This is a genomic window from Bittarella massiliensis (ex Durand et al. 2017) (assembly GCF_017566145.1).
Classification (GTDB): Bacteria; Bacillota; Clostridia; order Oscillospirales; family Ruminococcaceae; genus Bittarella; species Bittarella massiliensis_A.
Genome location: NZ_JABFCL010000016.1, coordinates 24124 through 49720, shown reverse-complemented (window position 1 = coordinate 49720; position 25597 = coordinate 24124). Strand labels below are relative to the sequence as shown.

At 64.2% G+C, this 25597-nt stretch carries 25 protein-coding genes, 1 tRNA gene and 1 pseudogene; 19 read left to right on the top strand and 8 right to left on the bottom strand.

The genetic code is table 11. The annotated features are described in order from the left end of the window. Positions 1-253 precede the first annotated feature (253 nt). The 4 genes from HJY11_RS12570 (at position 254) to HJY11_RS12555 (ending at position 3978) form a co-directional block, all read left to right on the top strand. On the top strand, positions 254-862 hold the full coding sequence (locus tag HJY11_RS12570) for a Crp/Fnr family transcriptional regulator (protein ID WP_208076291.1): 609 nt from the start codon (positions 254-256) through the stop codon (positions 860-862). A gap of 238 nt (positions 863-1100) precedes the next feature. Then, positions 1101-2195: an MGDG synthase family glycosyltransferase gene (locus HJY11_RS12565; RefSeq protein WP_208076290.1), complete on the top strand. Its 1095-nt coding sequence runs from the start codon at positions 1101-1103 to the stop codon at positions 2193-2195. Continuing rightward, a complete protein-coding gene (locus HJY11_RS12560; protein ID WP_208076289.1) occupies positions 2192-2908 on the top strand; it encodes a polysaccharide deacetylase family protein in 717 nt (238 codons plus the stop codon). The genes HJY11_RS12565 and HJY11_RS12560 overlap by 4 nt, the downstream gene beginning before the upstream one ends. Next, the gene (locus tag HJY11_RS12555; protein WP_208076288.1) at positions 2905-3978 is read left to right on the top strand and encodes a lysylphosphatidylglycerol synthase transmembrane domain-containing protein; all 1074 of its coding nucleotides are present in this window, start codon (positions 2905-2907) and stop codon (positions 3976-3978) included. The genes HJY11_RS12560 and HJY11_RS12555 overlap by 4 nt, the downstream gene beginning before the upstream one ends. A gap of 143 nt (positions 3979-4121) precedes the next feature. Here HJY11_RS12555 and HJY11_RS12550 read toward each other — a convergent pair whose 3' ends face one another. Continuing rightward, positions 4122-4337 carry a transcriptional regulator gene (locus HJY11_RS12550; protein WP_208076287.1) on the bottom strand — a complete coding sequence of 72 codons (216 nt, stop codon included), beginning with the start codon at positions 4335-4337 and terminating at the stop codon, positions 4122-4124. A gap of 5 nt (positions 4338-4342) precedes the next feature. Further along, positions 4343-4585, bottom strand: coding sequence for a ribbon-helix-helix protein, CopG family (locus HJY11_RS12545; RefSeq protein ID WP_368041595.1), 243 nt, complete (start codon positions 4583-4585; stop codon positions 4343-4345). A 96-nt stretch (positions 4586-4681) separates the two neighbouring features. Here HJY11_RS12545 and HJY11_RS12540 point away from each other — a divergent pair, with 96 nt between their 5' ends. Then, positions 4682-4975 carry a DUF6809 family protein gene (locus HJY11_RS12540; RefSeq protein WP_208076286.1) on the top strand — a complete coding sequence of 98 codons (294 nt, stop codon included), beginning with the start codon at positions 4682-4684 and terminating at the stop codon, positions 4973-4975. Between the two features lie 113 nt (positions 4976-5088). Here the strand turns inward: HJY11_RS12540 and HJY11_RS12535 are convergent, their stop codons facing one another. The 3 genes from HJY11_RS12535 to HJY11_RS12525 all read right to left on the bottom strand — a co-directional run bounded on the left by HJY11_RS12535 (position 5089) and on the right by HJY11_RS12525 (position 9109). Further along, positions 5089-6111: a S1C family serine protease gene (locus tag HJY11_RS12535; RefSeq protein WP_243764509.1), complete on the bottom strand. Its 1023-nt coding sequence runs from the start codon at positions 6109-6111 to the stop codon at positions 5089-5091. Positions 6112-6348: 237 nt separating this feature from the next. After that, positions 6349-7701 carry a TldD/PmbA family protein gene (locus HJY11_RS12530; RefSeq protein WP_208076285.1) on the bottom strand — a complete coding sequence of 451 codons (1353 nt, stop codon included), beginning with the start codon at positions 7699-7701 and terminating at the stop codon, positions 6349-6351. 1 nt (position 7702) lies between these two features. Beyond that, positions 7703-9109 (bottom strand): TldD/PmbA family protein, encoded by a 1407-nt coding sequence (locus HJY11_RS12525; protein WP_438820435.1) that lies wholly within the window; start codon positions 9107-9109, stop codon positions 7703-7705. Positions 9110-9322: 213 nt separating this feature from the next. On the opposite strand from HJY11_RS12525, the gene HJY11_RS15285 reads away from it, so the two are divergent. The 11 genes from HJY11_RS15285 (at position 9323) to cysS (ending at position 21676) form a co-directional block, all read left to right on the top strand. Next, positions 9323-10648: a hypothetical protein gene (locus HJY11_RS15285; protein WP_243764507.1), complete on the top strand. Its 1326-nt coding sequence runs from the start codon at positions 9323-9325 to the stop codon at positions 10646-10648. 22 nt (positions 10649-10670) lie between these two features. Further along, positions 10671-11366 carry a response regulator transcription factor gene (locus HJY11_RS12520; protein WP_368041594.1) on the top strand — a complete coding sequence of 232 codons (696 nt, stop codon included), beginning with the start codon at positions 10671-10673 and terminating at the stop codon, positions 11364-11366. A gap of 51 nt (positions 11367-11417) precedes the next feature. Then, on the top strand, positions 11418-12902 hold the full coding sequence (locus HJY11_RS12515; RefSeq protein ID WP_208076283.1) for a HAMP domain-containing sensor histidine kinase: 1485 nt from the start codon (positions 11418-11420) through the stop codon (positions 12900-12902). Then, positions 12877-13968 carry a DUF1385 domain-containing protein gene (locus HJY11_RS12510; RefSeq protein ID WP_368041593.1) on the top strand — a complete coding sequence of 364 codons (1092 nt, stop codon included), beginning with the start codon at positions 12877-12879 and terminating at the stop codon, positions 13966-13968. The genes HJY11_RS12515 and HJY11_RS12510 overlap by 26 nt, the downstream gene beginning before the upstream one ends. Next, positions 13962-14816 (top strand): peptide chain release factor N(5)-glutamine methyltransferase, encoded by an 855-nt coding sequence (gene prmC / locus HJY11_RS12505; protein ID WP_208076282.1) that lies wholly within the window; start codon positions 13962-13964, stop codon positions 14814-14816. The genes HJY11_RS12510 and prmC overlap by 7 nt, the downstream gene beginning before the upstream one ends. A gap of 264 nt (positions 14817-15080) precedes the next feature. Further along, on the top strand, positions 15081-16214 hold the full coding sequence (gene recA / locus HJY11_RS12500; protein ID WP_208076281.1) for a recombinase RecA: 1134 nt from the start codon (positions 15081-15083) through the stop codon (positions 16212-16214). Positions 16215-16217: 3 nt separating this feature from the next. Further along, a complete protein-coding gene (locus HJY11_RS12495) occupies positions 16218-16862 on the top strand; it encodes a regulatory protein RecX (RefSeq protein WP_208076280.1) in 645 nt (214 codons plus the stop codon). Further along, a complete protein-coding gene (gene rimO, locus HJY11_RS12490) occupies positions 16852-18210 on the top strand; it encodes a 30S ribosomal protein S12 methylthiotransferase RimO (protein ID WP_208076279.1) in 1359 nt (452 codons plus the stop codon). The genes HJY11_RS12495 and rimO overlap by 11 nt, the downstream gene beginning before the upstream one ends. Further along, complete coding sequence (gene pgsA, locus HJY11_RS12485) at positions 18194-18760, top strand: CDP-diacylglycerol--glycerol-3-phosphate 3-phosphatidyltransferase (protein WP_208076278.1); 567 nt, start codon at positions 18194-18196, stop codon at positions 18758-18760. The genes rimO and pgsA overlap by 17 nt, the downstream gene beginning before the upstream one ends. A 171-nt stretch (positions 18761-18931) precedes the next feature. Then, complete coding sequence (locus HJY11_RS15705; protein ID WP_208076277.1) at positions 18932-19933, top strand: M15 family metallopeptidase; 1002 nt, start codon at positions 18932-18934, stop codon at positions 19931-19933. A 348-nt stretch (positions 19934-20281) separates the two neighbouring features. Beyond that, complete coding sequence (gene cysS, locus HJY11_RS12475; RefSeq protein ID WP_208076276.1) at positions 20282-21676, top strand: cysteine--tRNA ligase; 1395 nt, start codon at positions 20282-20284, stop codon at positions 21674-21676. Between the two features lie 131 nt (positions 21677-21807). Here the strand turns inward: cysS and HJY11_RS12470 are convergent, their stop codons facing one another. Beyond that, positions 21808-22806, bottom strand: coding sequence for an asparaginase (locus HJY11_RS12470; protein ID WP_208076275.1), 999 nt, complete (start codon positions 22804-22806; stop codon positions 21808-21810). A 178-nt stretch (positions 22807-22984) separates the two neighbouring features. Continuing rightward, a pseudogene (locus tag HJY11_RS12465) lies at positions 22985-23344 on the bottom strand (NUDIX domain-containing protein); the annotation flags it as partial. Between the two features lie 255 nt (positions 23345-23599). On the opposite strand from HJY11_RS12465, the gene HJY11_RS12460 reads away from it, so the two are divergent. Next, positions 23600-23824: a hypothetical protein gene (locus HJY11_RS12460; protein ID WP_208076274.1), complete on the top strand. Its 225-nt coding sequence runs from the start codon at positions 23600-23602 to the stop codon at positions 23822-23824. A 173-nt stretch (positions 23825-23997) separates the two neighbouring features. Here HJY11_RS12460 and HJY11_RS12455 read toward each other — a convergent pair. Further along, positions 23998-24073: transfer RNA gene (locus tag HJY11_RS12455), tRNA-Val, on the bottom strand. A gap of 360 nt (positions 24074-24433) precedes the next feature. On the opposite strand from HJY11_RS12455, the gene ruvC reads away from it, so the two are divergent. Together ruvC and ruvA are read left to right on the top strand one after the other, a co-directional pair. Next, the gene (ruvC, locus tag HJY11_RS12450) at positions 24434-24943 is read left to right on the top strand and encodes a crossover junction endodeoxyribonuclease RuvC (protein WP_208076295.1); all 510 of its coding nucleotides are present in this window, start codon (positions 24434-24436) and stop codon (positions 24941-24943) included. Between the two features lie 44 nt (positions 24944-24987). Then, positions 24988-25596 carry a Holliday junction branch migration protein RuvA gene (ruvA, locus tag HJY11_RS12445; RefSeq protein WP_208076273.1) on the top strand — a complete coding sequence of 203 codons (609 nt, stop codon included), beginning with the start codon at positions 24988-24990 and terminating at the stop codon, positions 25594-25596. Position 25597 lies beyond the last annotated feature (1 nt).

Genomic DNA, 25597 nt, shown 5'->3' with positions numbered 1-25597 from the left:
AGGCAGATGCGCAAGCCGGGCTTGCTCCCTGCCGAATGGCCAAATACCACTGCGCGCTTCGCGCTTGCGGTATACTAACCGCAAAGCAGCTATTATACCTGGGGATGGCCAGGCAGATGCGCAAGCCGGGCTTGCTCCCTGCCGAATGGCCAAATACCACTGCGCATTTTGTGCCGGCGGGATCATCGCGGCGATTGGGAATTGACAAAACAGGCGGCACGGCTTCTGTGCCGCCGCGGAAGGGGGTGGGGAGATGGGGCGCGCCAGTGCAGAGGAGATGCTGTCCACCTGCCCGCCTGCGGTGGCCGCCGGCATTGAGCGGCGCACCTTTCCCCACGGGGCCCACCTGGTGGAGATGGGGCAGCGGGGCGGCCAGGTCTATCTCCTCTTGGAGGGGGCGGCCACCGTCTCCACCGTGGGGGAGAGCGGCGCCGCCATGGTGCTGAGCATCTACCGCGCGGGGGACATGGTGGGCGAGGCCGAGGTGGTGGACGATTTGCCCGCCATGGGGGAGGTGGCCGCCCTGGGGGAGTGCCGGGTGGCCGCCATGAGCCGGGAGACCTTTCTGCGCTGGTTGAAGGCGGATGACCGCTTTGCCCGCTTTGTGGTGGGCGGCCTCTCCCGCAAACTCTACGACTTTTCCGACAAGGCGGTGACCAACATCACCACCCCTTTGCGCCACCGGCTGGCGCTGCTGGTGGCAGAGGCCCCCGGCGGGGTGTTGCGGCTGGACAAGGAGATTGTCGCCGCCCAGCTGGGCACCAGCGTGCGCAGCCTCAACCGCACCATCAAAGAGCTGGTGCAGGAGGGGCGGCTGCGCTACCGGGCGGGGGTCCTCTCCCTAAAGGAAGGGGAAGAATAAATTACAATCTTGTCACATTGCTCCAAAAACAGCCTGGAGGAGTTGTGCAATCTGGTAAAGTGCGGTATAATGACCGCGTAAAGATGGGGGCTCAGCGCGGGGCCGAGTCCTCTGGTTTGCCCTGCGGCCGAAATTGTAACCAAATCTTCATTTTCGTTTCATTGGTTTGGTGAGCGCCGTCGGGTATAGTGATGGTACACAGTGGATACCACAGCGACAACATGGGGGAGAATCACAGATGAATGTGTTGATTTTAACAGGTCATTTTGGGCAGGGCCATTTTTCCGCTGCCCAGACGCTGGGCGATGAGATACGGCGTTCCTTCAGCGATGTGAAGATCACCCTGCGGGACATCTTTGAGTACACCATCCCCAACTACAGCAGCCGGCTCTACCAGGGCTACACCCTGCTGGTCAACCGGGCAGGGCGGCTTTACAACTGGTACTACAAGTTCACCGAGAACTGGAAGCGGGACATCCACCCGCCCTTCTGCCGGTACTTTCAGGCCAAGCTCAAGACCCTCATTGCCGAGACCAAGCCGGACATGATCGTCTCCACCCTGCCGTTTTGCTCCCAGTTGGTGAGCCAGTACAACCTGAAAAACGGCCAGAACATCCCCCTCATCACCTGCATCACCGACGTGAGCACCCACCGGGAGTGGATCAACCCCGGCACCACCATGTACCTGGTGCCCTGCGAGGCGGTGCGCCAAAACCTGATTGAGAAGGGGATCGCCCCGGGCAGGGTGTTCATCAGCGGCATCCCGGTGCAAGAGCAGTTCAAGGCCAACGTCCACCCCCTGGCAAAAGACGGCAAGCACCTGCTCATCATGGGCGGCGGGCTGGGGATGCTCCCCCGCGCCAAGTCCTTCTACCAGGGCCTCAACGGCCTCAAAGACGTCAAGACCACCATCATCACCGGCAAAAACCGGGACCTCTACCAGCGCATCCACGGCAGGTATGAAAACATCGAGGTGGTGGGTTACACCGATCAGGTCTACCGCTACATGCAGGAGGCGGACCTGGTCATCTCCAAGCCGGGCGGCATCACCCTGTTTGAGACCATCTTCTCCGAGCTGCCGATCCTGGTGTTCAGCCCCTATCTGCAGCAGGAGATCAAGAACGCGGCCTTTATTGAAAACCAGAAGATCGGCCTGGTGCTCCCCACCCGGCCGGAGGAGTGCGTGGAGGAGATCGAGCGGGTCATCCACAACGACACCCAGCTGGAGCGGCTGCGCGCCAACATGCAGACTTTTAAGGCTGGCATCGACTCCGACGCCATCCTCAAGATCGTCACCGGGATGCGCAGCGGGCTGGAGGTGCACGCCTCGTGATCCCCCTCGTGACCACCCAATCGGTACTGGCGGCCGGCGCAGCCTGCGCGGCCGCTTATTTTGTGGCCCCCAGCCTCTCCTGCAAGGCCCTCAACCGCTCGGTCTGGCGGCAGACCGGCCGCCCCGGCAAGCTGCTGCTCACCTTTGACGACGGCCCCGACCCCCGCTACACCCCGGCCCTCTTGGACCTGCTGGGGGAGTTGGGCGTTCCCGCCTGTTTCTTTGTGGTGGGGGAGAACGCCGCCGCCTGTCCGGATCTCATCCGGCGGATGGCGGCCGAAGGGCACGAGGTGGGCATCCACTCCTACCGGCACGAGAACGCCCGCTTTCGCCGCCCCTCCTTTGCCGGGGCGGACCTGGAACAGTCCCTCGCCGCCCTGCGGAGGCTGGAAGTCGAGCCGCGCTACTACCGGCCGCCCTGGGGCAACTGCAACCCCTTTACCCTCTACGAGGCCCAGTCCCGGGGGCTGGAGACGGTGCTCTGGAGCCTTATGGCCCAGGACTGGGAGCGGAGGGCCACCCCCCGCCGCACTGCCCAGCGGCTGCTGGGGCGGGTGGGCAGCTCGTCGATCATCTGCCTGCACGACCGCAGCATGGGAAAGAGCGCCGACGACACCGCCCCGGGCCGAACCATCCAGGCCCTGCGGCTGGCGCTGCCCGCCCTGCAGCGGGCCGGGTTCACCTTTATTCTGCCGGAGGAGATGGCGCGATGAACCAAAAGTCCCCCCTGGGCGACAAGAAGAAATTCGCCCTCAACCTGACCCTCTTCGGCGCCCTGATCGCCCTGACCTTTGTGGTGCTGCTCTGGGGCAGCGACCTGCCCGCCCTCTGGGCGGTGATCCGCCGGGCCAACCCCCTCTACCTGCTGCTGGGGCTGGGCTGTATGTTCGCCTTTGTCAGCTGTGAGGCCTGCAACACCCACCTGGTGCTGGGCTCCCTGGGGAAAAAACTCCCCTTTGCCCACTGCCTGCAGTCGGCCTTTGTGGGGTTTTATTTCTCCTCCGTCACCCCTTCGGCCACCGGGGGGCAGCCCGCCCAGGTCTACTACATGCAGCGCGACAAGGTGCCCCTCTCCCTGGCCTCCCTGAATTTCCTCCTCATCACCGTCTGCTACCAGGTGGTGATGCTCGGCTACGGCGGGGCGATGTTTCTCTTCCAGCGCGACTTTGTGAGCCAGAACGTCAAGGGGATCGGCCTCCTGCTGGTCTACGGCATCGCCGTCAATGGCCTGTGCATCGTCGGCATCACCTGCGCCATGTTCTCCCACAAGCTGGTGCGGCGCTTTTGCTACTTTGTGCTGCGCCTCCTCTGCCGCCTGCGGCTGTGCAAGCACTTTGAGGAGACCGCCGCCCGGCTGGACAACCAGCTGGAGCAGTACCGCGAGGGGGCGGCCCACATCCGCCGCCACCCCACCGTGTTGCTGCGGGTCCTCCTCTACACGGTGGCCCAGCTCACCGCCCTCTACCTGGTGCCGGTCTGCGTCTACAAGGCGCTGGGTCTCTCGGGTCACTCGCCCTTGCAGATTCTGGCGGTGCAGGCCCTGCTGACGGTGGCGGTCTCCTCCCTCCCCCTGCCGGGGGCGGTGGGCGCCCAGGAGGGGGGCTTTGTCACCCTCTTTCGCCTCTTCTTCGGGGCCGAACTGGTGCTGCCGGCCATGCTCATGAGCCGGGGAATCAGCTTTTACGCCTTCCTCCTCATCAGCGGCGGGGTCAGCATGGCGGTCCACATTCAGTTTTTAAAACACCGCCAGCGGCAGCGCGCCGAGGGGAAGACAGAGGGATGAGGGCAGAGAAACAGACCCTGGCGAGGGCGGCGAAAGCCGCCCTTTTTTTGGCGCCGGGCCGACAGCCCCAGTGAGGGGGACGGCAAAAAAGAGGCGGGAAGACTTCGGGCCTTCCCGCCTCTTTTTTAAGCATTGGTGCGTGGCTATATCTTGCGGCCGTCGTCCAGGGTGAAAAAGCCCTCATAGGTGGCGCCGCAGGCGCGGGCAATGTGGTGCAAGTCGCGTTCGGTCAGGTTGTCCCGCTTGAGTTTGGCCCCGATATTCTGTGCGGAGGTGGGGGGATCTAAGCGACCGGCCAGGTCGCTGACAGACATCCCCCGCGCGGCCAGGAGCATTTTTACCTTTACAGCAAGTCCCATCTGCTTTAGTCCTTCTTTGCTCCGGCCTCCCCCATGTCCTCCATTTCGGGGGCGAGCTCCAGACGCTCCAAGGCGTAGCGCAGGGCCATGCACATGACCTCGTTGCGGGAGCGGCCACTTGTGGCGGCAAGCCGGTCAAAAGCCTCTTGTAGCTCCCGCTCGAGGCGAAGGGTCATGATAACGGATTTATCTTCTTTCGGCTCTCGTTTTTTGGGGGTGACAATGAATTTGTCTTCTATGGCGTCCACCTTCTTCCTGTGTAATTTAGTATAATATTTATGGATTGACGTTTATATAACAAATTATATAATACAAATAATAATATCAAAATAGAGAGTGACATTGTGAAACCCATTTTGGAGATGCTCTACAACGGGGAGATTTTTCCAGCGGAACAGTTTTGCCCACAAATAGGGGCGCATCGGGAGGCGTACCGACGGCATGCCATGCACCAGCGGGCCTTTATTGAGCGGTTGAAGGGGTTGAACCCTCCGCTGCACAATGAGTATATGGACATTGTGGATGAACAGCTGGACGAAGACCCACTGGAATTGGAGGAGGCCTTTGCCGACGGCTTTCGGCTGGGGGCGCGCATCGCGATAGACGTGTTCTCTGCCCCTTATGAACAGGGGGATTGAGGGACAGAGAAAGGGGCGGAAGCGGGCCTTCTGGGAGCCCGCCTCCGCCCCTTTCGGAAAAGAGGAGAAGAGAAAATGAAAAAAGTGGGAAAGCGCTGGAAAGGGGCCGCCCTCTAGTAGAGCTGCTGTCTGCCCCAGGGGAAGGTCTGTGTGGCGTCAGACCCGCCGCCATGGGTTTCCTGGCTGCTCTGCTCGTCCCCGCCGCCGGCCATCAGCTGTTCGAGGATCGGCTTGGCGGTGTCGATGGGGATGGCGAATCCCAGCCCCTCGATGCCGGTGCCTGAGGACTTGGCGTTGACAATGCCGACGAGTTCGCCGTTTTTGTCAAACAGCCCGCCCCCCGAGTTGCCGGGGTTGACAGCCGCCGAGGTCTGCAGCAGGGTCATGGTCTCGCCGTCGATGGTGATGCTGCGGTCCAGGGCGCTGATGATGCCGTCGGTGACGGTGCCGCCCAGCTCGCCCAGCGGGTTGCCGATGGCCACCGCCAGGTCGCCCACCTGCAGGGAGGAGGAGCCGCCCAGCACAGCGGCCTGCAGGCCGCTGGCCCCGATCTTGATGACCGCCAGGTCGTTTTGCGAGTCGGTCCCCACCAGGGTGGCGGGGTACTGAGTGCCGTCGGAGAGGGTGACGGTGATCTTGGAAGCGCCGCTGATGACGTGGTTGTTGGTGGCGATGTAGCCGTCGGCGGTGAGGATGACGCCGCTGCCGGCGCCGGTGGCCACCGATTGCTGCACCCGGCCGTAGTAGCCCTGCATCGTCTCGGTGGTGATGGCCACCACCGAGGGGGCGGCTTTGGCGGCCACCGAGGAGACCGCGCCGCTCTCGCCGCCGGCGCTGGTGTTTTGGGTGGGAACGCCCTGGTAGAGGACCGGGGAGCTGCCCGAAAGCTGCTGGGTGAGCAGGTTGCCCGCCACCGCGCCGCCAAAGCCGAAGAGGCCGGCCCCCATGCAGCAGGCCGTCACCAGGGCGGCGGTCTTGGCCTTGGCCCCCATCTTTTTCCGCGCCTTTTTGGGGGGCGGCGCGAAGGGGGCGGGGCCTGCGGCATGGGGGGCGTAGGGCGAATAGGGGGCCGCCTGCTGGGACAAATTGGGGGGAGGGGGTGTGGAGTGCTGTTGGTTCCAAGATTGATCGTTCATGGCGGGTGGGCCTCCTTTTGTCTTGTTCGCTTTCGGTGATTTTAGAATACCGGCCCTCTGTGAAAGCTGGATGATGAAAAAATGAAGCAAAAAGACGCATTTTGTAAAGGATTTGTTTCCAAAACCGCGGGTTGAGGCAGAGGTGAACGGGGCGTTAAGAGGCGGTCCAAAGGGACGAAAAGCGGGCCCCGAGCCAAAGCTCGGAGCCCGCTTTTGCGCTGATAGGGACAGGGCCTGCTACCGGCCGGAGACCGAGAGGCCGTCCACCCAGACGGTGGGGGAGCCGATCTGCCCGGCGCCGCCCGGCGCGTCGAAGGCCAGGTCGTCGGCCAGCCCCCGCACGTCCTTTAAGAGCTGGTAGAAGTTGCCCGCCACGGTGATGCCCGAGACCGGCCGCCCCAGCTGTCCGCCGGCGACCAGGTAGCCCTTGGCCTCCAGGGAGAAGTCGCCGGTGGTGGGGTTGGCCCCGGCGTGCAGCCCCTTGACATTGGTGATGAAGACGCCCTCCCCCATCTCCTTCAGCAGCTGTGCGCGGCTGCGCTCCGACGGGGTAAAATAGAGGTTGGTGGGAGTCACCCCCAGGGGGGCGGAAGCGCCGGACTTGTAGGCGTTGGCGGTGGTCTTTGCCCCCAGCAGCGCGGCGGTCTTGCGGTTGTGCAGCAGGGTTTTGAGCACCCCTTTTTCAATGAGGTTTTTGCCGAAGGTGGGCACCCCCTGATCGTCAAAGCGCCGGTGGAGGATGGCCTCCATGCAGAAGGGGTCGTCCCGCAGGGTGAGGCAGGGGGCGGCCACCGCCTCCCCCTCCCGCCCCTTTAGGAGGGAGAGCCCCTTTACCGCCGCCAACCCGGAAAAGACGCCGGAGAAGGTGCCCAGCAGGTCGCAGGCCACCGCGGGGGCCAGGGCCACGGCGTAGCGGCCGGTGTCGGCGGGCTCGCTGCCGATGAAGGAGAGGGTGGCCTCCACCGCCTTTTGAGCGGCGCTTTGCAGGGAGAGGGCGGACGGGTCGGGGGCGGAGGCCACCTCGTACTCGTTGTAGGAGCGCCCCCCCTCCTTGGCGGTGGGGCCGATGACCCCCACGGCGTAACAGGTCTCGTCGGAGAGGTCCAGCCCCCGGCTGTTGTAGATGGCCCGGGTCCCGCCGCCCCAGGCGGCCTGAGCGTCGCTGACCGAGGTGATGCGGCTGTCGGCGGCGAGGCAGGCCCGCTCGGCCGTCAACACCTGGCGCTGCAGCTGGCTGTAAAGGGCCTCGGGCTCCGAGAGGCCGCCGGATCGGGCGGCAAAGCCCTCGGCCGGGGCGCAGATCTCGTCGATGTCTGCATTTTGGGTGGCGCGGGCGCTGTCCAGGGCGCTCTCCACCAGCCAGCTCGCCTCCTCGGGGGAGAGGACCTGGGTGGTGGCGTACCCCATCCGCCCGCCGGCGAGCAGCCGCAGGTTGACGGCGAAATCCTGGTCGCTGGAAAAGGTGTCCACCTCGCCCTCGTGGGCGGCCACCTCCATGGTCTTGTTGCGGACGCTGTAGAGTTCAAACGCCTCCGCCCCTGCCTCTTTGGCCCGGCGGGCCACCTCTTCCTTAAACGAATCAAAGGTCATCTCATTTTCCCCCCACTGTGATCTCTCTGACGCGGATGAGCGGCTGGCCCACATTGGTGGGCACCGCGCCGCTGGCGGCCCCGCACATTCCCTGCCCGTGAGCCAGGTCCCTGCCCACCATGTCGATGTCCAGCAGCACCTGGGAGCCGGTGCCGATGAGGCTGGCCCCCCGCACCGGGGTGGTGATCTCCCCGCGCTCCACCAGGTAGCCCTCGCTGACGGCGAAGTTGAATTCCCCGGTCACCGGGTTGACCGAACCGCCCCCCATCTTCTTGCAGTAAAGCCCCCTGTCCATGGAGCGGAGGATGGCCTCGTTCTCGTCGGGCCCGGGGGCGATGAAGGTGTTGCGCATCCGCGAGACCGGGGCGTAGCGGTAGGACTCCCGCCGGCCGCTGCCGGTGGAGGGCAGCCCCATCCGCCGGCCCCCCAGCCAGTCGACCATGTAGTTTTTGAGGATGCCGTTTTCGATGAGGACGGTGCGCTGGGTGGGGTGTCCCTCGTCGTCGATGTTGGTGGAACCCCAGGCCCCGGGGAGGGTGCCGTCGTCGATGGCGGTGACCTTCTCCCCGGCGATCTTTTCCCCCAGCCGCCCGGCGAACTCCGAGTTGCCGCGGCCCACCGCCTCCGCCTCGAGGGAGTGGCCGCAGGCCTCGTGAAAGAGCACCCCGCCAAAGCCGTTTTCAATGGCCACCGGCATCCGCCCGCCGGGGCATTCGGGGGCGTGGAGCATGGTCAGGGCGGTGCGTGCGGCCTCCTTGGCGGCGGCCTCCACGTCGATCTCCCCGGCAAAAATTTCGTACCCGGCGCTGCGGCCGGGCCCCTCGAAGCCGGTCTGGTTTTGCACCCCGTCGGAGGCGATGGCGCTGATCCCCATCCGGGTGCGGGCGCGCCGGTCCTCGGCCCACAGCCCCTCGGTGTTGGCGATCAGCACCCGCTGTACCCGGTCGGCCAGGGTGGCGCTGACCTGGGCGATCTCGTCCCCACAGCTGCGGGCGGCCCGGTCGGCCAGGTGGAGAAGGGCTGCCTTCTCGCCGGTCTCCACTGTGGTGGGGGAGAGGCGGCAGGGGTGCAAGTCGGCAAATTGCAGGGGGGCAAAGGGCAGGGGCCGCACCAGGGCGGGGCCATCGCAGCAGGCGGCAGCGGCCTCCCGGGCGGCCTTCAAAAGCCCCTCTCTGCCCACGTCGGCGGTGGAGACATAGGTGGAGCGCAGCCCCTTCACCACCCGAATGCCTGCCCCGCGGATGTGGTTTCGCAGGGCGTTTTCGATTTTTTGGTCGATGAGGTTGACCGAGTGGGTGTGGGTGTCCTCCCAAAAGAGTTCGGCAAAATCCGCCCCCCGGGAACAGGCGGCGGTCAGCACCTCCTCCACCAGGGCGGGGGAGGGCGGTTGGCAACGGCGATCGGACACGGCGTATTACCTCCTTTATCGCCCGCCCCCGGCGGGGCGGGCGGGTGATTTGTACCATCACCTGTTATTATAGTCAAAATTGTGCTAAAATACAAAGCGAATGGGCGCTCTTTCCGCCGCCGGAGGGGGATTGTAACCAAACGGTAACCCAATCGGGGCGGCGGGTGTGATACAATACCGACAGAGGGACGAAAACCGGAGGGGGGATGACCTGTGGCTCACAAAAGACATCTGTCAAGGCGGGTTCTGCCGCTGCTGTTGGCGGCGCTCATCTGCTTGAGCGGCTGCACCTTCGGCCTCTCTGCCTCGGTGGAGGATCTGATGAAGGCCCCCCTCTTTTCCAAAGAGCAGCAGGCCATCATCCAGGCGCTGAATCGGGGCACCAAGGGGGAGATCAAACTCAGCTACCCCAAGGAGGGGGCGTACCGCACCCCCGTCGTCCTCTTTGACATCAACTCCGACGGGGTGGAGGAGGCGCTGGCCTTCTACACCGAGAAGGACAAGGTCAACGTCCACCTGGCGGTCCTACAGCTGCAGCAGTACGGGGACGGGGACAGCGAGTGGAACATCGTCTTTGACCAGGAGGGGCGGGGCAACCAGATCGGCTTTGTCCGCTTCGACCACATCAGCCACCTCTCCTATTACAATATCCTGGTGGGGTGGAACGTCTTTGGCGAGAGCAACAACAGCCTGGCCATCTACGGCTACCAACAGGGGGAAGACGGCGAGCACATCGCCGAGTTCATGAGTCGGGAGTACGAGCAGTTTATCTGCGAGGACATGGACGGCGACTACTTTTCCGAATTGGTCTTCCTCTCGTCCTCCCGCACCGAGGAGGGGGTCAAGGCCTCGGTCTACAAAGACGTGGGCCGCTCGGCGGTGGAGAAGGTGACCGAGCAGACCCTGGACCCCCGCATCGTCGCCGTGCGGCAGTTGAAGACAGGCGGGGGAGAGAGTGGCAAACTGCTCTACATCGACGGGCTGACCAGGGAAAACCTGCTGGCCACCGAGGTGCTGGCCTATCAAAACGGCGTTTTGAGCTTGGTGCAGCAGGAGGCGGTGGTGAGTCAGAGCCAGCGCCAAAAGACAGAACTGTACAGCCAGGACATCGACCGGGACGGGAAGATCGAGGTCCCCATCTTCACCGCCGACAAGAAAGCCAGCCTGGTGCAGATGCGCCCGGCCTCCGGCTACCAGGTGGACTGGTACGAGGTGGGGGAGAAGCGGTTTGTCTACGACCGCACCACCTATGAAAACGAGGTCTATAAATTCCGCCTGACCCTGCCCGCCCAGTGGCAGGTCGGGGTCACCTTTGAGAGCAACCTGGACAACACCGTCATCACCTGCAAGCGGGGAGATGTGGCCCGCTTCTCCATCCTCCGCCTCCCCCGGGACGAGAGCGCCCAGAGCTACCAGTCCTCCGGCTTTGAAAAGATCGGCAGCAGCGGCAACTACATCTACTACTGCAAGCCGCAGGAGGACAGCAACCGGGAATCCATTCTCAACGTGGTCAAGAGCGGGTTCTCCATTCTCAACTAACGACAGACAGGAGGGGCTTTGCGTGGCAAAAAAGACGATCTTGGTGGTGGAGGACGAGGAGAACATCCGCGAACTCATCTGCCTAAACCTGCAAAAATCGGGCTTTGAGGTGCTGGAGGCCGGCACCGGCGAGCGGGCGCTGGAAGTCTTTGCCGAGCGGGGGGAGGGCATTGACATGGTGATGCTGGACATCATGCTCCCCGGCGTCGACGGGTTGAGTGTCTGCCGCCAGATCCGCGAGAAAAACAGCGCGGTGGGGATCATTATGCTCACCGCCAAAACCCAGGAGATGGACAAGATCAGCGGGCTGATGCTGGGGGCGGACGACTACGTCACCAAGCCCTTTAGCGTCTCCGAGCTGATGGCCCGGGTGGACGCCATCTACCGGCGGGTCTCGCTGCAAAACAGCCGCCCCCAGGAGGAGCTGGAGGTGGGGCCCTTCACCCTCAACCTCAAGAGCCGGATGCTCTTTAAAAGCGGGCAGCCGGTGGAACTGACCCAGGTGGAGTACCAGATCATGGAGCTGTTTTTAAAAAACCCCGACACGGTGTTGGGGCGGATGGAAATTTTGCAGAAGATCTGGGGCGACAACTACTACGGCGACGACAAGATCATCGACGTGAACATCCGCCGGCTGCGGATGAAGATCGAGGAGGAGCCCTCCCATCCCCGGCACATCAACACCGTCTGGGGCGTGGGCTACCGGTTCAAAGCGTAAAGAAAGCCCGCCCCGCCGCTGTGCGGGGCCCGGGCGCGAAGGGGCGTTTTCATGCAGAGCGTAACCAAGCGGTGGATGCTCAATTTTCTCACCATCATCGTTGTCATCCTCACCGTCATCATGCTCCTCATCGTGGTGGGGGTGCGGGAGTTTTACTACTCCAGCGCCCAGCAGGTGCTGACCTCCCGCATCGAGGTGATGGTCAACGCCATCAAGTACCGCACCAGCGACGCCCTCACCCCCCAGGAGCGGGTGGAGCAGGTGATCACCGGCTTTGAGGAGAAAACCAAATACGAGGTGATGGCCCTGGACCGGGACGGCAACCCCACCGTCACCTCCAGCGGGTTTTACCCGGGGGAAGCCTTCACCGGGGTGGACTACGCCCGCGCCCTGCAGTCGGACAACGGCTATGGGGTCTACACCGGCCGGGCAAAGGACGCGGGGAATGTGATGTCGGTGTGCTATGTCTCCGACAGTTTGGGGGACGGCGTCGGCGGCATCCGATTGGTCTGCGACCTCTCCCTGGTGGACGGGGAAATTTTTAAGACCGCCCTCTTCTTCCTCCTCTTCTCCACGGTGGTGGTCCTCTTTGTGGTCCTCTCCAGCACCTACTTCATCCGCTCCATCGTCACCCCCATCGGGCAGGTGGGGGTCATCGCCACCAAGATCGCCTCGGGGGACTTCAGCGTCCGCCTCAAGACCCAGCACAACGACGAGATCGGACAGCTGTGCAACATCATCAACTACATGGCCGATGAGTTGCAGAAGGCCGAAGAGGTGAAAAACGACTTTATCTCCCAGGTCTCCCACGAGTTGCGCACCCCCCTCACCGCCATCAAGGGCTGGGGGGAAACGGTCCTCGACGCCGACCCGGTGGAGAACCGGGACACGGTGGAGCGGGGCATCCACGTGATCCTCAGCGAGACCGACCGCCTTTCGGGGATGGTGGAGGAACTGCTGGACTTCTCGCGGATGCAGAGTGGCCGGCTGACCCTGGTGCTCTCGAAAATCGACGTCTTGGCCGAACTGGAGGACGTGCTCATCATGTTCGGCGAGCGGGCAAAAAGAGAAGGGGTCACCCTGGAGAGCGAGCTGCCCGAATTTGTCTCCCCGGTGTTCGGGGACAGAAACCGGCTGCGGCAGGTCTTTGTCAACATCCTCGACAACGCCCTCAAGTACAGTGAAAAGGACGGGGTCATCCGCACCTCGGCAGCCGAGGAGACCGGCTATGTGGTCATCCGCATCGCCGACACCGGCCTGGGCATCCCCCGCAGCGACCTGCCCCACATCAAGGAGAAGTTTATCAAGGGCGCCAACAGCCGCCGGGGCACCGGTATCGGCCTGGCGGTGGCCGACGAGATCATCGCCCTGCACAAGGGCCTTTTGACCATCGACAGCACCGAGGGGGAGGGGACGACCGTCACCATCTCCATCCCGGTGATGGACAAGAAGGTGGATTCCACCACCATGCAGATTGCAAAAATAGACGAAGAGGAGATACGGCGCTATCGTGAACAGCAACAACGGGACAAATAGCGGGCCCCGCCGCACCAAGATCGGCGGCCAGGCCCTGATGGAAGGAATTATGATGCGGGGGCTGGACTGCTACAGCGTGGCGGTCCGCCGCCCCGACGGGGGGATCGAACTGGAGGTCAAACCCGACAAGCACCTGGCGCGGTGGTACAGCCGGGTGCCCTTTGTGCGGGGCATCTTCAACTTTGTCTCCACCCTGGTGCTGGGCTATACCTGCCTGATGCGCTCGGCCGAGATTTCGGGCGCCCTGGACGAGGAGGAGCCCGCCAATGCAGGCGAGGAGAGCGGCGGGGTGGAGTTCGCCCCGCCCGCGGCCGCCGCGTCAGAGGGGGCTGACGGCGAAGGGGAGACTGCTGTTCCCCCGGCCGCCGCCCCCGCCGAAGAGGGCGCGGGGCAGCCCGCACCCCTACATACCGCCGCCCCGGCGGCGGAGAAAAAAGAGGAGAAGGGCCTGGGGGCCGGCTTCTCGGTGGCGGTCAGCGTGCTGGCGGTCTTTTTGGCCCTGACCCTCTTCATGGTGCTGCCCACCGCCATTGTGGGGGGGCTGGGCAAACTGGTGGAACTGGGCCGCTGGCGCACCCCGCTGGAGGGGCTGGTCAAGCTCTGCATCTTTCTGGGGTACATGGCCCTGGTCTCGCGGATGAAGGAGATCCGGCGGATGTTTGAGTACCACGGGGCCGAGCACAAGACCATCGCCTGCTACGAGCACGGCGAGGCCCTGACGGTGGAGAACATCCGCCGCCACCGCCGCTTCCACCCCCGCTGCGGCACCAGTTTCCTGCTGATCGTCATCCTGGTGAGCATCCTGGTCTCCTCCTTCGTCTCCTGGCAGAGCCTCTGGCTGCGCATGGCGCTGAAGGTCCTCCTCCTGCCGCTGGTGATGGGCATCTCCTACGAGATCATCAAGTACGCCGGCGGACACGACAACCTTCTGACCAAGGTCCTCTCGGCCCCCGGCCTCTGGCTGCAGCGCCTCACGGTCAAGGAGCCGGACGACTCGATGATCGAGGTGGCCGTGGCCGCCATGGAGGCCGTCATCCCCCAAAACGGGGAGGACGACCGGTGGTAGAGCCCCTCACCGTCCGCGCCCTCTGGCGGGAGGGGGAGGCCCTGCTGCGGGAGCAGGGGGTGGACGCCCCCAAATTCGACGCGGCCGAGCTCCTCTGCCACGGGGCGGGCTTTCCCCGGGGCGAGTTGCCCCTGCACCTGACGGAGGAGCTCCCTCTGGCCGCGGCTGGGCGGGTGCGCGACCTCTTTGCCCGCCGCGCCCAGAGGGAGCCGCTGCAGTACCTGTTGGGCAGCTGGGAGTTTTACGGCCACCCCTTCCGGGTGGGGGAGGGGGTGCTCATCCCCCGGCCGGACACCGAGTGCCTGGTGGAGGCGGTGCTGGCCAGGGCCCCCCAGGGCCCCTGCACCATCGCCGATCTCTGCAGCGGCAGCGGCTGTATCGCCGTCTCCCTGGGGATGGCCCTCCCCCAGAGCCGGGTGCTGGCGGTGGAGAAGAGCGGGCGCGCCTTTGGCTATCTGCAGGCAAACATCCGCCTGAACGGGGCGGCAAACGTCTGGCCGGTGCGGGGGGACGCGCTGCGCTACCAGGGGGTCTGCCCACCGCTGGATGTGCTGGTGGCCAACCCCCCCTACATCCGCTCGGAGGAGATGGAGACCCTCTCCCCCGAGGTGCTCGCCGAGCCGCGGGAGGCGCTGGAGGCCCCCGAGAGGGGGCTGGCCTTCTACCGCCACTTTGCCGCCGCCTACCGGCCGGTCCTCCGCCCCGGGGGCCTGCTGGCGGTGGAGATCGGCTGCGGCCAGGGGGCCGAGGTGTGCGCCCTCTTTCGGGATCAGGGCTATGAGGGGATCGCCTGCCTGCAAGACCTGGGCGGCCGCGACCGGGTGGTGTTGGGCAGGCGTCCCAAATAGGGGGAAGAGGAGGGCTGCAGCCCTCTTTTTTTGCCCTTTGGGGGGCGGGCGGCCCGGGCAGACCGGTTTTTTCTGCCAGGGGCGGCAAAGGCCTTTCAGCGCTTGCGGCAGCGGGAGAAATGCAGTATAATAACCCTGTAATGGCAGTCGCGGCCCGGGCGGCGCGGCCGTCTTTTTTGAAACAGCTGTCTGCGCCATGCCCGCCCCGGCGGGAATGGTTCTATTTTTATCAACAGAGCGAACGAACGTTTGGGAGGACGATCCATGGCGGAAAAGAACAAGGCCAAGGAGACGGCTCAGGAGAGCCGCCAGAAGGCGCTGGAAACAGCTCTGGCCAACATCGAAAAACAATTTGGCGCGGGCGCTGTCATGCGCCTGGGCCAGCACTCCACCCTGAACATCGAGGCCATCTCCACCGGCAGCCTGTCGCTGGACATGGCCATCGGTGTGGGCGGGGTGCCCCGGGGCCGGGTGGTCGAGATCTACGGCCCGGAGAGTTCGGGCAAGACCACCGTGGCCCTGCACATCGCCGCCTCCGCCCAGAAGGAGGGGGGCACCGCCGCCTTCATCGACGTGGAGCACGCCCTCGACCCGGTCTATGCCGCTGCGTTGGGGGTCGACATCGACGCCCTGCTGGTCAGCCAGCCGGACACCGGTGAGCAGGCCCTGGAAATCTGCGAGGCCCTGGTGCGCTCCGGCGCCATCGACGTGGTGGTCATCGACTCGGTGGCGGCCATGGTCCCCAAGGCCGAGATCGAGGGGCTGATGGGCGACAGCCACGTGGGGCTGCAGGCCCGGCTGATGAGCCAGGCCCTGCGCAAACTCACCGGCATCATCGGCAAGACCAAGTGCGTGGCGGTCTTTATCAACCAGCTGCGCGAGAAGATCGGCGTCATCTACGGCAACCCCGAGACCACCGCCGGCGGCCGGGCGCTGAAGTACTACGCCTCGGTGCGCATCGACGTGCGCAAGGCCGAGACCCTCAAGGTGGGGGGCGAGTTTGTGGGCAACCACACCAAGGCCAAGATCGTCAAGAACAAGGTGGCCCCCCCCTTCAAGATCGCCGAGTTCGACATCATGTACGGCACCGGCATCTCCAAGGAGAGCGAGATCCTCGACATCGGCGTCAACATGAATATCATCCAGAAGTCCGGCGCCTGGTTCAGCTATAAGGGCGAGCGGCTGGGCCAGGGCCGCGACAACGTGAAGAAGTACTTTTTGGAGCACCCGGAGGTGGCCCAGGAGATCGAGGCGACCATCCGCCAGAACGCGGCCGAGGCAGAGAAGTCGCTGATGCCCAAAAAGCCCGCCGCCCCTCCCCCTCCCCCTGCCCCCAGCGCCGCCCCCGCCCAGCCCGCCTCGCCCGTGATGGACATCGACATCGAGGTAGAGGACTAGGCCATGCCCGAGTGCGGCGAGATCACCGGGCTGGAAAAGACCAAGCGGGGCCGGTACAGCGTCTTTGTGGACGGGGAATTTCTCTGGTCGCTGGACGGGGAGACCCTGCTGAAAAGCCGGGTGCGCCCGGGCGCGGTGCTGGAGTACGCCTATTTGGAGGAGATCAAGGCCCAGTCCGACGCCGTGGGCTGCCGGGAGAAGGCCCTGTCCCTGCTGGGCCAGCGGGCCTATGCCCGGGGGGAGCTGGTGGAGCGGCTCTGCCGCGACTGGCCCCGCCCCACCGCCCGCCAGGTGGTCGCCCAGCTGGAGGAGGCCGGACTGGTCAGCGACGGCGACTACGCCCTTCGCCTGGCCGACGAGCTCTACCGCTACAAGCACCTCTCCCGCCGCTTCATCGAGCTGGAGCTGCAGAGGCGGGGGATCGCCCCCGAGCTCTGCCGGGAGGTGTTGGAATCCGGCAATTTTGACGACGGCGAGAGCATCCGCGCCCTGCTGGAACAGAAGTACGCCGCCCGCCTGGGCGGCCGGTCAGACCGGCAGAAGGTGCTGGCCGCCCTGGCCCGCCGCGGGTTTGCCTACGGCGACTGCCGGGCCGCCATGGAAGAATACGACACCGATTACGAGACAGGAGACCCTTATGTCGATTAATGTGGGAATGGTCTCGCTGGGCTGCCCCAAAAACCAGGTGGACGGCGAGATCCTCTTAAACCTCATCCAACAAGACCCCGAGTTTGCCCTGCAGGGCGATCCCGAACAGTGCGACGTGGTGCTCATCAACACCTGTGGCTTCATCGACGACGCCAAGCAGGAGTCCATCGACACCATCCTCGAGTTCTGCGCCCTCAAAGAGACCGGGCGGCTGCGGTGCGTCATCGTCACCGGCTGTCTGGCCCAGCGCTACAAGGAGGAGATCCTGCGGGAGATCCCCGAGGTGGACGGGGTGGTGGGCATCGGCTCCAACGCCGAGATCGTCTCCATCATCCGGCGGGCCCTGGGGGGCGAAAAGGCCCAGTCCTTCGGCAGTGAGTACGACCTGCCCCTGGGGGGCGGCCGCATCCTCACCACCCCGGCCCACTACGCCTATCTAAAAATTTCCGAGGGGTGCTCCAACCGCTGCACCTTCTGCGCCATCCCCTACATCCGGGGGGACTTTCGCTCCCGCCCCATCGAAGAGGTGGTGCAGGAGGCCGGTGAGCTGGCCGACTTCGGCGTCAAAGAGCTGATCGTCATCGCCCAGGACACCACCCGCTACGGGGAGGACCTCTACGGCGAGCCCAGCCTGGCCCGGCTGCTGCGGGAACTGGTCAAGCTGCCCTTCCGCTGGATTCGGCTGATGTACTGCTACCCCGACCGGATCACCGACGAGCTGCTCTCCATCATCCGCGACAGCGACAACATCGTCAAGTACATCGACATCCCCCTGCAGCACACCAACCGCGAGGTGTTGCGGCGGATGGGCCGCAAGGGGGATGACCGCTGGGTGCGCTCGGTCATCGAGCAGATTCGCCGGGAGGTCCCCGGGGTATTCATCCGCACCACCCTGCTGGCCGGCTTCCCCGGTGAGACCGAGGAGCAGTTTGAGGAGCTCTGCCGGTTTGTGGACGACATGCGCTTTGAGCGGCTGGGCTGCTTTGCCTACTCCCAGGAGGAGGGGACCCCCGCCGCCCGGCTGGACGGCCAACTCGAGGAGGAGGAGAAGCGCGCCCGCGCCCAGCTCATCATGGACAAACAGACCCTCATCATGGGCGAGTACTGCCAAAAAAAGGTGGGCGCCCAGGTCGAGGTAATGGTGGACGGCTACGATCCGGAGGAGTTTTGCTATGTGGGGCGCACCCAGTACGACGCCCCCGAGATCGACGGCACCGTCCGCTTCACCTCCCAGCGGGAATTGGAGCCCGGCGAGTTTGTACAGGTGCTGGTGGAGGAGGCCGACGACTTCGACCTCTACGGCCGGCTGATAGAAGAGGAGGGAAACGGCGATGAATCTGCCCAATAAACTCACAGTCCTGCGGATGTGCATGGTCCCCTTCTTCGTGGCGGCGCTGCTCTGGCAGGGGCTGTGGCAAAACAGCTTCATCGCCCTGATTCTCTTTGCCGCGGCCTCCCTCACCGACCTGCTGGACGGACAGCTGGCCCGCAAAAACGGCCAGGTCACCACCTTCGGCAAGTTTCTCGACCCCCTGGCGGACAAACTGCTGGTGGTCTCGGCCATGATTTGTTTCATCGACATGGGGCTGGCCCACAGCGTGGCAGTCCTCATCGTCATCGCCCGCGAATTTGTGGTCAGCGGCATCCGGCTGGTGGCCGCGGGCGAGGGGACGGTCATAGCTGCCAACATTTGGGGCAAAGTAAAGACGGTGGCCCAGATGGCGGTGATCATCGGGGTGCTGCTGCTGTTGGGGCTGGGGCAAAACGGCCTGCTCCCCGCGGGGATCGACGTCCCCCTCATCAGCAACATCGGCATGTGGTTGGTGGCGGCGCTGACGGTGATCTCCGGCGCCACCTATGTGGTGGACAACATCGGCTGTATCAACGCCACCAAGTAAAAAGCCGGTTTTTGAGAGCAGAGAATGAAATGGAATACTTTTTCATTCCTGCGCATTCTCTTCATAAAATGTTGTAAACCCCGTTTTTCGCTTCCCAGTTCCCGTTTTATCGCCGCTTTTTGGTATTTTTAGCAGACGAATGAAAAAGCATATAAAAGAAGACGGATCGCCGTGGCCTGTGTGGCGGCGCTGGTGGTGCTGGCGGCGGCCGCGGGACTGACCCTGCTCCTCCACCCGGCCCCCCGATTCACCTTTGACGGGGAGAAGGCCACTGCCGGGACCATCACCGTCTCCTCGGCCGACATCAGCGGGGAACTGGGGCGGGTCAAGGCCCACGACTGGCTGGGAAAAGAGCGGCCGGTGCAGTGCCCCGGGATCGGCTTTGCCGGGCCGGGGGAATACGCCCTGACCCTCACCGCCGAGGACGGCCTGGGCAAACGGACCCAGTTTGCCCTGACGGTGGTCTGGGAGGCGGTCCCTGAAGTTCCGGCCGAGCCGGAGGAGGAGCCCGAGGTCCCCTCCGGCGGGGCGGGAGGGGGATCCTCCCAGGGGGGGCAGTCCTCCGGCCAGGTGGTCTATGAGGGCGGGATCGTGGAGCCCGCCTCCATCACCCCGGAGATCATCTCCAACCCCTCCGCCATCACCGCCATTGTCAACAAGTACCACGCCCTGCCCGAGGGCTACGCCCCCAGCGACCTGGTGGCCATCACCACCAACTGCGGCAAAAACCTGCAGCTGCGAGAGGAGGCGGCCGCGAGCTGGGAGCAGATGATGGAGGCGGCCAAGGCCGACGGCATCACCCTCAAAGCCGTCAGCGCCTACCGCACCAGGGACTATCAAAACGGGCTGTTTACCAACTACACCAAGAACAACGGCAAGGAGTTTGCAGCCCTTTACAGCGCCTATCCCCGCCGCTCGGAACACGAGTTGGGGTTGGCTCTGGACATCAGCAACACCGCAGGCATCCCCGACAACTTTGAGACCACCGCCGAGGGCAGGTGGCTGATGCAAAACGCCCACCGGTACGGCTGGATCCTGCGCTACCCCGAGGACAAGATCAAGATCACCCAGTACGGATACGAGCCCTGGCACTACCGCTATCTGGGCAAAGATTTGGCCGAGACCCTCTACAAGAGCGGCCAAACCTACGAGGAGTACCTGGGAGTCAAATAGCAAATAAAATGACGCGATATGCGATGACGCGGGAAAGAGTACCCGGCATGAGAGGGCGGCGACAGAGAGGCGCGCAGCGAGCTGAGAGCGCGCCGGCCGCACCCGCCGGGGAAGGTGCCCCCGCCAGCACGCGGGCCGAACGCAGAGGACGATCCCCCTTTCAGTAGGCCGGCGCGGCTGGGCCCCGTTAACGGCCCCAAGAGCGAGAAACAGAAGTGGAACCGCGGACTTTTGGTACCCAAAAGCCGCCTTCGGTCGCGCGCCGGTGGACCCGGCCGCGCCGGAGGCGGCTTTTTTGATAGAAAGAAACGAGAAACCCAGTTGCGAGAGAAAGGGAGAAGGGCTTTTATGAAAATTTTTAACACCCTCACCAGACAGAAAGAGGAACTGCAAACCATCACCCCGGGCCAGGTCAAAATCTACGCCTGCGGCCCCACCGTCTACAACTACATCCACATCGGCAACGCGCGGCCCATCTGCGTCTTTGACACCCTGCGCCGGTTTTTGGAGTACATCGGCTACCAGGTGATCTTTGTGCAGAACTTCACCGACATCGACGACAAGATCATCCGCAAGGCCAACGAGGAGGGGAGCGACTTCGCCCAGGTGTCCGAGCGCTTCATCGCCGAGTACAAGGTGGACGCCAAGGGCCTGGGGGTCAGGGAGGCAACCTACCACCCCAAGGCCACCGAGAACATCCAGAACATCATCGACTTGATCTCCTCCCTCATGGACAAGGGCTTTGCCTACCGCGCCGAGAACGGGGACGTCTACTTCCGGGCGGCCCGGTTTGAGGAGTACGGCAAGCTCTCCCACATGCCGCTGGAAGACCTGGAGGCCGGCGCCCGCATCAGCGTGGGCGAGATCAAAGAGGACCCTGTGGACTTCGCCCTCTGGAAGGCCGCCAAAGAGGGGGAGCCCTACTGGGAGTCCCCCTTTGGCAAGGGCCGCCCCGGCTGGCACATCGAGTGCTCGGCCATGGCCAAACACTACCTGGGCGACACCATCGACATCCACTGCGGCGGCCAGGACCTGATCTTCCCCCACCACGAAAACGAGATCGCCCAGTCCGAGTGCGCCAACGGCTGCGCGTTCGCCCACTACTGGATGCACAACGGCTACATCAACATTGACAACCGCAAGATGTCAAAATCCCTGGGCAACTTCTTCACCGTCCGCGAGGTGGCCGAACAGTTCGGGTACGAGCCCATCCGCTTTATGATGATCGCCGCCCACTACCGCAGCCCCATCAATTACAGCGCCGAGGTCATCAGCCAGTCCATCTCCGCCCTGGAGCGGCTCTACAACTGCCGGGATGAGTTGGACTTCGCCCTCTCCCAGGCGGGGGCAGAGGGGAGCGACGCCCTGCAAAAGGCCGCGGACGATGCCAAGGAGAAGTTCATCGCCGCCCTCTCGGACGACCTGAACACCGCCGACGGCATCGCCGCCCTCTTTGACCTCTGCAAGGAGATCAATCTCCGCCTCAACGGGGAGGAGCCCCAGCAGAAGGCCGCCCTGGAGCACGCCGCCCGGATCTTTGACGAATTGGCCGGGGTGCTGGGCCTGCTCTACAACCGCAAGAAAAACGAGGTCACCCCCGAGATCCAGGAGCTGGTGGACCGCCGTCAGGCCGCCCGCAAGGCCAAGAATTTCGCCGAGGCCGACGCCCTGCGCGACCAGTTGGCCGCCATGGGGGTCACCCTCAAAGACACCCCCGAAGGGGTGCAGATCACCGTCAAATAGCCCTGCCGGGACAAAGGGCAGTGGAAAAGGCGCGGGAATCGAGCGATTCCTGCGCCTTTTTTGGTTTGGCAAAACCGGCGGAGAGGGGTGACATCCCCGCCATCGCTTCTTGTACAGACAGGGCGGGGAAATCAGGCCAAGGCGATCTCCCCGGCCAGGTCAGTCTCGAAGAGGGCCCGCACCCGGGCGGGGTCCTGGGTCTGGCCCAGGGCCCAGATTAGCTTGGTCACCGCCGCCACCGAGGTCATGTCCCGCCCCTGTATGACCCCCTTTTCCAAAATCCGCTTGCCGGTCTCGTAGACGGAGAAGTCGCTGGCCTCGTAGAGGCACTGGCTGCAGACCACCACCGAGATGCCGGCCTCGGTCACCTTTTGCAGCTTGCTCACCAGGTCCCGGTGGATGAAGTGCAGCCCGCCAATGCCAAAGGCCTCGATGACGATGCCGCGGTAATCCATCCCCAGCAGCATGTCGAAGATGTCTGGGTTGAAGCCGGGGGTCAGCTTGATGAGGATGACCCGGCAGTCCAGCTGGTCTTTCAGCTGGCAGAGGCCGGCCGCCGGCCGCACCACCGAGGGGTTGATGCGCAGCCCGCGGGAGTCCACCTTGGCGGCGTAGGGGCAGTTGACGCTCTCAAAGGCGTCAAAGCCGGTGGTGCGCACCTTCACCGCCCGGCAGCCCAGGGACACCTTGCGGTTGAAGCAGAGAAAGACGCCCGGCTGGCCGCTGGCAGCCATGGCAAAGGCGTCGCGCAGATTTTCCCAGGCGTCGGAGAGGGGGTCGGCCAAGGGGAGCTGGCTGCCGGTGAACACCACCGGGATGGGGATTTGCGGCAGCATGAAGGTCAGGGCCGAGGCGGTGTAGGCCATGGTGTCGGTGCCGTGGGTGATGACGATCCCGTCGTACCCCAGGTGCCGCTGGTAGACCCGGCGGGCGATGACCTGCCACTCCTCCGGCTGGATGTTGGAGGAGTCCAGGTTGAGCACGTCCTCGCTCTCCAGCTGGTACTGCTGTACCGAGGGGGCGATGCGCGACAGCAGTTCCCGCCCGTCCACCGCCGGGGCGAGCCCGTGTTCGGTGAGGGCCGAGGCGATGGTGCCCCCGGTGGAGAGGAGGAGAATCTTTTTTGACATGTTCGAAAACCCCTTTTCAGGTGAGATGAGGGCCCCGCCCTCTCCCTTGCCCCTGTCGGGAGGACAAGGGGCAGATGGCAATGGGCGATGGGCAAAAAAAGAGAGGGGAACAACCTTCCCCTCCATTTTACATGGGGCCGCCGGCCATTGCAATGGCGGCGGGAAAACCCTTTCCTTTTTAAAGGGAAGGGGGGCTCTGGCTCATCTTTCTTCGGTTTTTGAGAAAGAAGTCCCGGCGCTCCCGGTGGGCCATCCGCCGCAGAAGCTCCTCTTCCTCTACAAATTCCAGGGTGTCGATCTCGCTGTCGGCGGGCGTCAGAGGGAGCTGACCGGTATAGCGCAGCAAAAACATCCGGGTCTCCTGCCCGGCAAAGCCCAGGCGCTCCGCCATCTTTGGCGGGAAGGAGAAGGAGATGGGTCCTGCAAAAGCCGCCTCCAACACAAACGACCGGCTGCCGGTCTCCTCCCACAGTTCCCGCCAGAGGGCTTCCCCGGCCCCCTCTCCCGGCTGAACACCCCCCTTGACAAATCCCCACTCGGGGGGGGGGGATGGCGCCCTCGCCCTGCCGGGCGTCCACCCGCACCTTTCGCGCCAGCAAAAACCGGCCCGCCCGGTCCCTGACGATTGCCCCTACCGCCTGTCGAATCACTCCAGCCGCCTCCTTTTCTAAAAGGCAGCACACCGGCGTCCGGCAGCGGTGGACAGTTTGTAAAATATTTTTTCCGGCGAGGGTATAATGAAGCGCTTTTGGGGCAATGCTCTCACTGTCAACAGGAGAAGGGGGAAGCGAGGATGAAGCAGTACATAGAGGACAGGGATCGGGCGCTCTTTTCACTGGACCGGCGGCGGATCGAGGCCTACGCGCAGAAGTACCAAATCCCCATGCCGGGGGACAGCCGCTCCTTCTGGGCGGTGGTCTACAAGGCCATCCTCCAAATCGAGGGTGCGCCGGCAAGTCTGCGCCGGGCCGCCCAGGCGTGGCTGCAGTGCTGGGGGTACCGCGGGGCTGCAGCCTAGGCGCTTTGGCGGGACATAGGACAAAGGACAGAGAGCAAGGGCGAAGGGAGCGGGGAGAGAGAAGGAGAAAGGGGGCCGCCCGGACGATCGGTCGTCCGGGCGGCCCCCTTGGCCGTCGGCGAAAAAATAGACGCAAAAAAATGCCGCCCCCGCTATTGCAGGAACAGCACCCCTGGTGGACGATGAGGGACTCGAACCCCCGACTTCCTGCACGTCAAGCAGACACTCTACCAGCTGAGTTAATCGTCCATATACCCTTTGTCCATTCGGAAAAAGAACAGAACCAGATTGTTAAAAGAACTTTAACTTCTCTTGTCCTGTGGTTGAAATTATAGTACAAGACAGCAAAAAAAGCAAGTCCTTTTTTTCGTTTTCTGCAACTTTTTTTGGCGGGGGCGGTCGCGCCTCCCCTCGCCGGGCGGCACCGGGAGGGGAGATCTTGGCTGGAGGCCGGTGCGGGCCACCCCTCCCCCCTGGCGGCCCACCCGCTGGGCGGGGGGAAGGGGGGCCTCTCTCTTCCCTTGGGGCAGGGCCGCTTTTTCGGTTGTTGTGCCGGGGAGTTTGTGCTATACTGATACCGTTCAAATTCTAAGATGGAGAAGTGTGCGTATGAAGATTCTGGGCATTGACCCCGGCTATGCCATCGTGGGCTACGGGGTGGTGGAGTATCGGGCCAACCGCTTTACCACCCTGGACTACGGGGCCATCCTCACCCCGGCCCACACCCCCTTTGGCGGGCGGCTGTGCACCATCTACGAGGAGATGTGCCGCATCCTCGACCTCCATCGGCCCGACTGCATGTCGGTGGAAAAACTCTACTTCACCAACAACAAGACCACCGGCATCGACGTGGCCCAGGCCCGGGGGGTGGTTCTCCTGGCGGCGGCCCAGCGGGGGGTGCCGGTGGCCGAGTACACCCCCATGCAGGTCAAACAGGCGGTGGTGGGCTACGGCAAGGCCGTCAAGAGCCAGGTGATGGAGATGACCCGCGTCCTCCTCAACCTGAAGGCCGTCCCCAAGCCCGACGACACCGCCGACGCCCTGGCCGTGGCCGTCTGCCACGCCCACAGTTCCGGCTCCCTGCTGCAGGCGGCCATCGCCCGCCAGGGGCGCAGATAGCAAACACTTCCATTTTACACTGCCGAGAAAGGGGACATGTGCCCGTGATTTACAGCCTCACCGGCGAGGTGGCCGTCAAGACCGACAAGCTGGCCGTCATCAACTGCGGCGGGGTGGGCTTTTCCTGCAAGACCACCCGCAACACCATCGCCGACCTGCCCCGCACCGGGCAGACGGCCACCCTCTACACCCACCTGGCCGTCAAGGAGGACGCCCTCGACCTCTACGGCTTCTCCACCCAGGCCGAGCTCTCCTGCTTTCAGCTGCTGGTGACCGTCTCGGGGGTGGGGCCGCGAAACGCCCTCTCCATCCTCTCCAGCTACCCCCCCGACCGGGTGCTCCTCTGCATCGCCAGTTCCGACGCCAAGAGCCTGACGGCCGCCCCCGGCGTGGGGCAGAAGCTGGCCAACCGCATCGTCCTCGAGCTCAAGGACAAGATAAAGGGCCTCGACTTCGGGGGGAGCCAGGGGGTCTCGCTGGAGGACATCACCCCCGCCGGGGAGGACAGCGAGGTGGGACAGGCTGTGGCCGCCCTCACCTCCCTGGGCTACACCCAGTCCGAAGCGGCGCTGGCGGTCTCCAAGCTGGAGCAGAGCCTGCCGGTGGAGGAACTGATCAAGGGGGCCCTCAAGGCCCTGGCGGGAAGGAGGTAGC

Excerpts from the sequence above, each read along its gene's own strand:
- HJY11_RS12570 (WP_208076291.1), top strand. The coding sequence starts at position 254 with ATGGGGCGCGCCAGTGCAGAGGAGATGCTGTCCACCTGCCCGCCTGCG.
- HJY11_RS12565 (WP_208076290.1), top strand. The coding sequence starts at position 1,101 with ATGAATGTGTTGATTTTAACAGGTCATTTTGGGCAGGGCCATTTTTCC.
- HJY11_RS12555 (WP_208076288.1), top strand. The coding sequence starts at position 2,905 with ATGAACCAAAAGTCCCCCCTGGGCGACAAGAAGAAATTCGCCCTCAAC.
- HJY11_RS12550 (WP_208076287.1), bottom strand. The coding sequence starts at position 4,337 with ATGGGACTTGCTGTAAAGGTAAAAATGCTCCTGGCCGCGCGGGGGATG.
- HJY11_RS12535 (WP_243764509.1), bottom strand. The coding sequence starts at position 6,111 with ATGAACGATCAATCTTGGAACCAACAGCACTCCACACCCCCTCCCCCC.
- HJY11_RS12530 (WP_208076285.1), bottom strand. The coding sequence starts at position 7,701 with ATGACCTTTGATTCGTTTAAGGAAGAGGTGGCCCGCCGGGCCAAAGAG.
- HJY11_RS12515 (WP_208076283.1), top strand. The coding sequence starts at position 11,418 with ATGCAGAGCGTAACCAAGCGGTGGATGCTCAATTTTCTCACCATCATC.
- recA (WP_208076281.1), top strand. The coding sequence starts at position 15,081 with ATGGCGGAAAAGAACAAGGCCAAGGAGACGGCTCAGGAGAGCCGCCAG.
- HJY11_RS12495 (WP_208076280.1), top strand. The coding sequence starts at position 16,218 with ATGCCCGAGTGCGGCGAGATCACCGGGCTGGAAAAGACCAAGCGGGGC.
- rimO (WP_208076279.1), top strand. The coding sequence starts at position 16,852 with ATGTCGATTAATGTGGGAATGGTCTCGCTGGGCTGCCCCAAAAACCAG.
- pgsA (WP_208076278.1), top strand. The coding sequence starts at position 18,194 with ATGAATCTGCCCAATAAACTCACAGTCCTGCGGATGTGCATGGTCCCC.
- cysS (WP_208076276.1), top strand. The coding sequence starts at position 20,282 with ATGAAAATTTTTAACACCCTCACCAGACAGAAAGAGGAACTGCAAACC.
- HJY11_RS12470 (WP_208076275.1), bottom strand. The coding sequence starts at position 22,806 with ATGTCAAAAAAGATTCTCCTCCTCTCCACCGGGGGCACCATCGCCTCG.
- HJY11_RS12460 (WP_208076274.1), top strand. The coding sequence starts at position 23,600 with ATGAAGCAGTACATAGAGGACAGGGATCGGGCGCTCTTTTCACTGGAC.
- ruvC (WP_208076295.1), top strand. The coding sequence starts at position 24,434 with ATGAAGATTCTGGGCATTGACCCCGGCTATGCCATCGTGGGCTACGGG.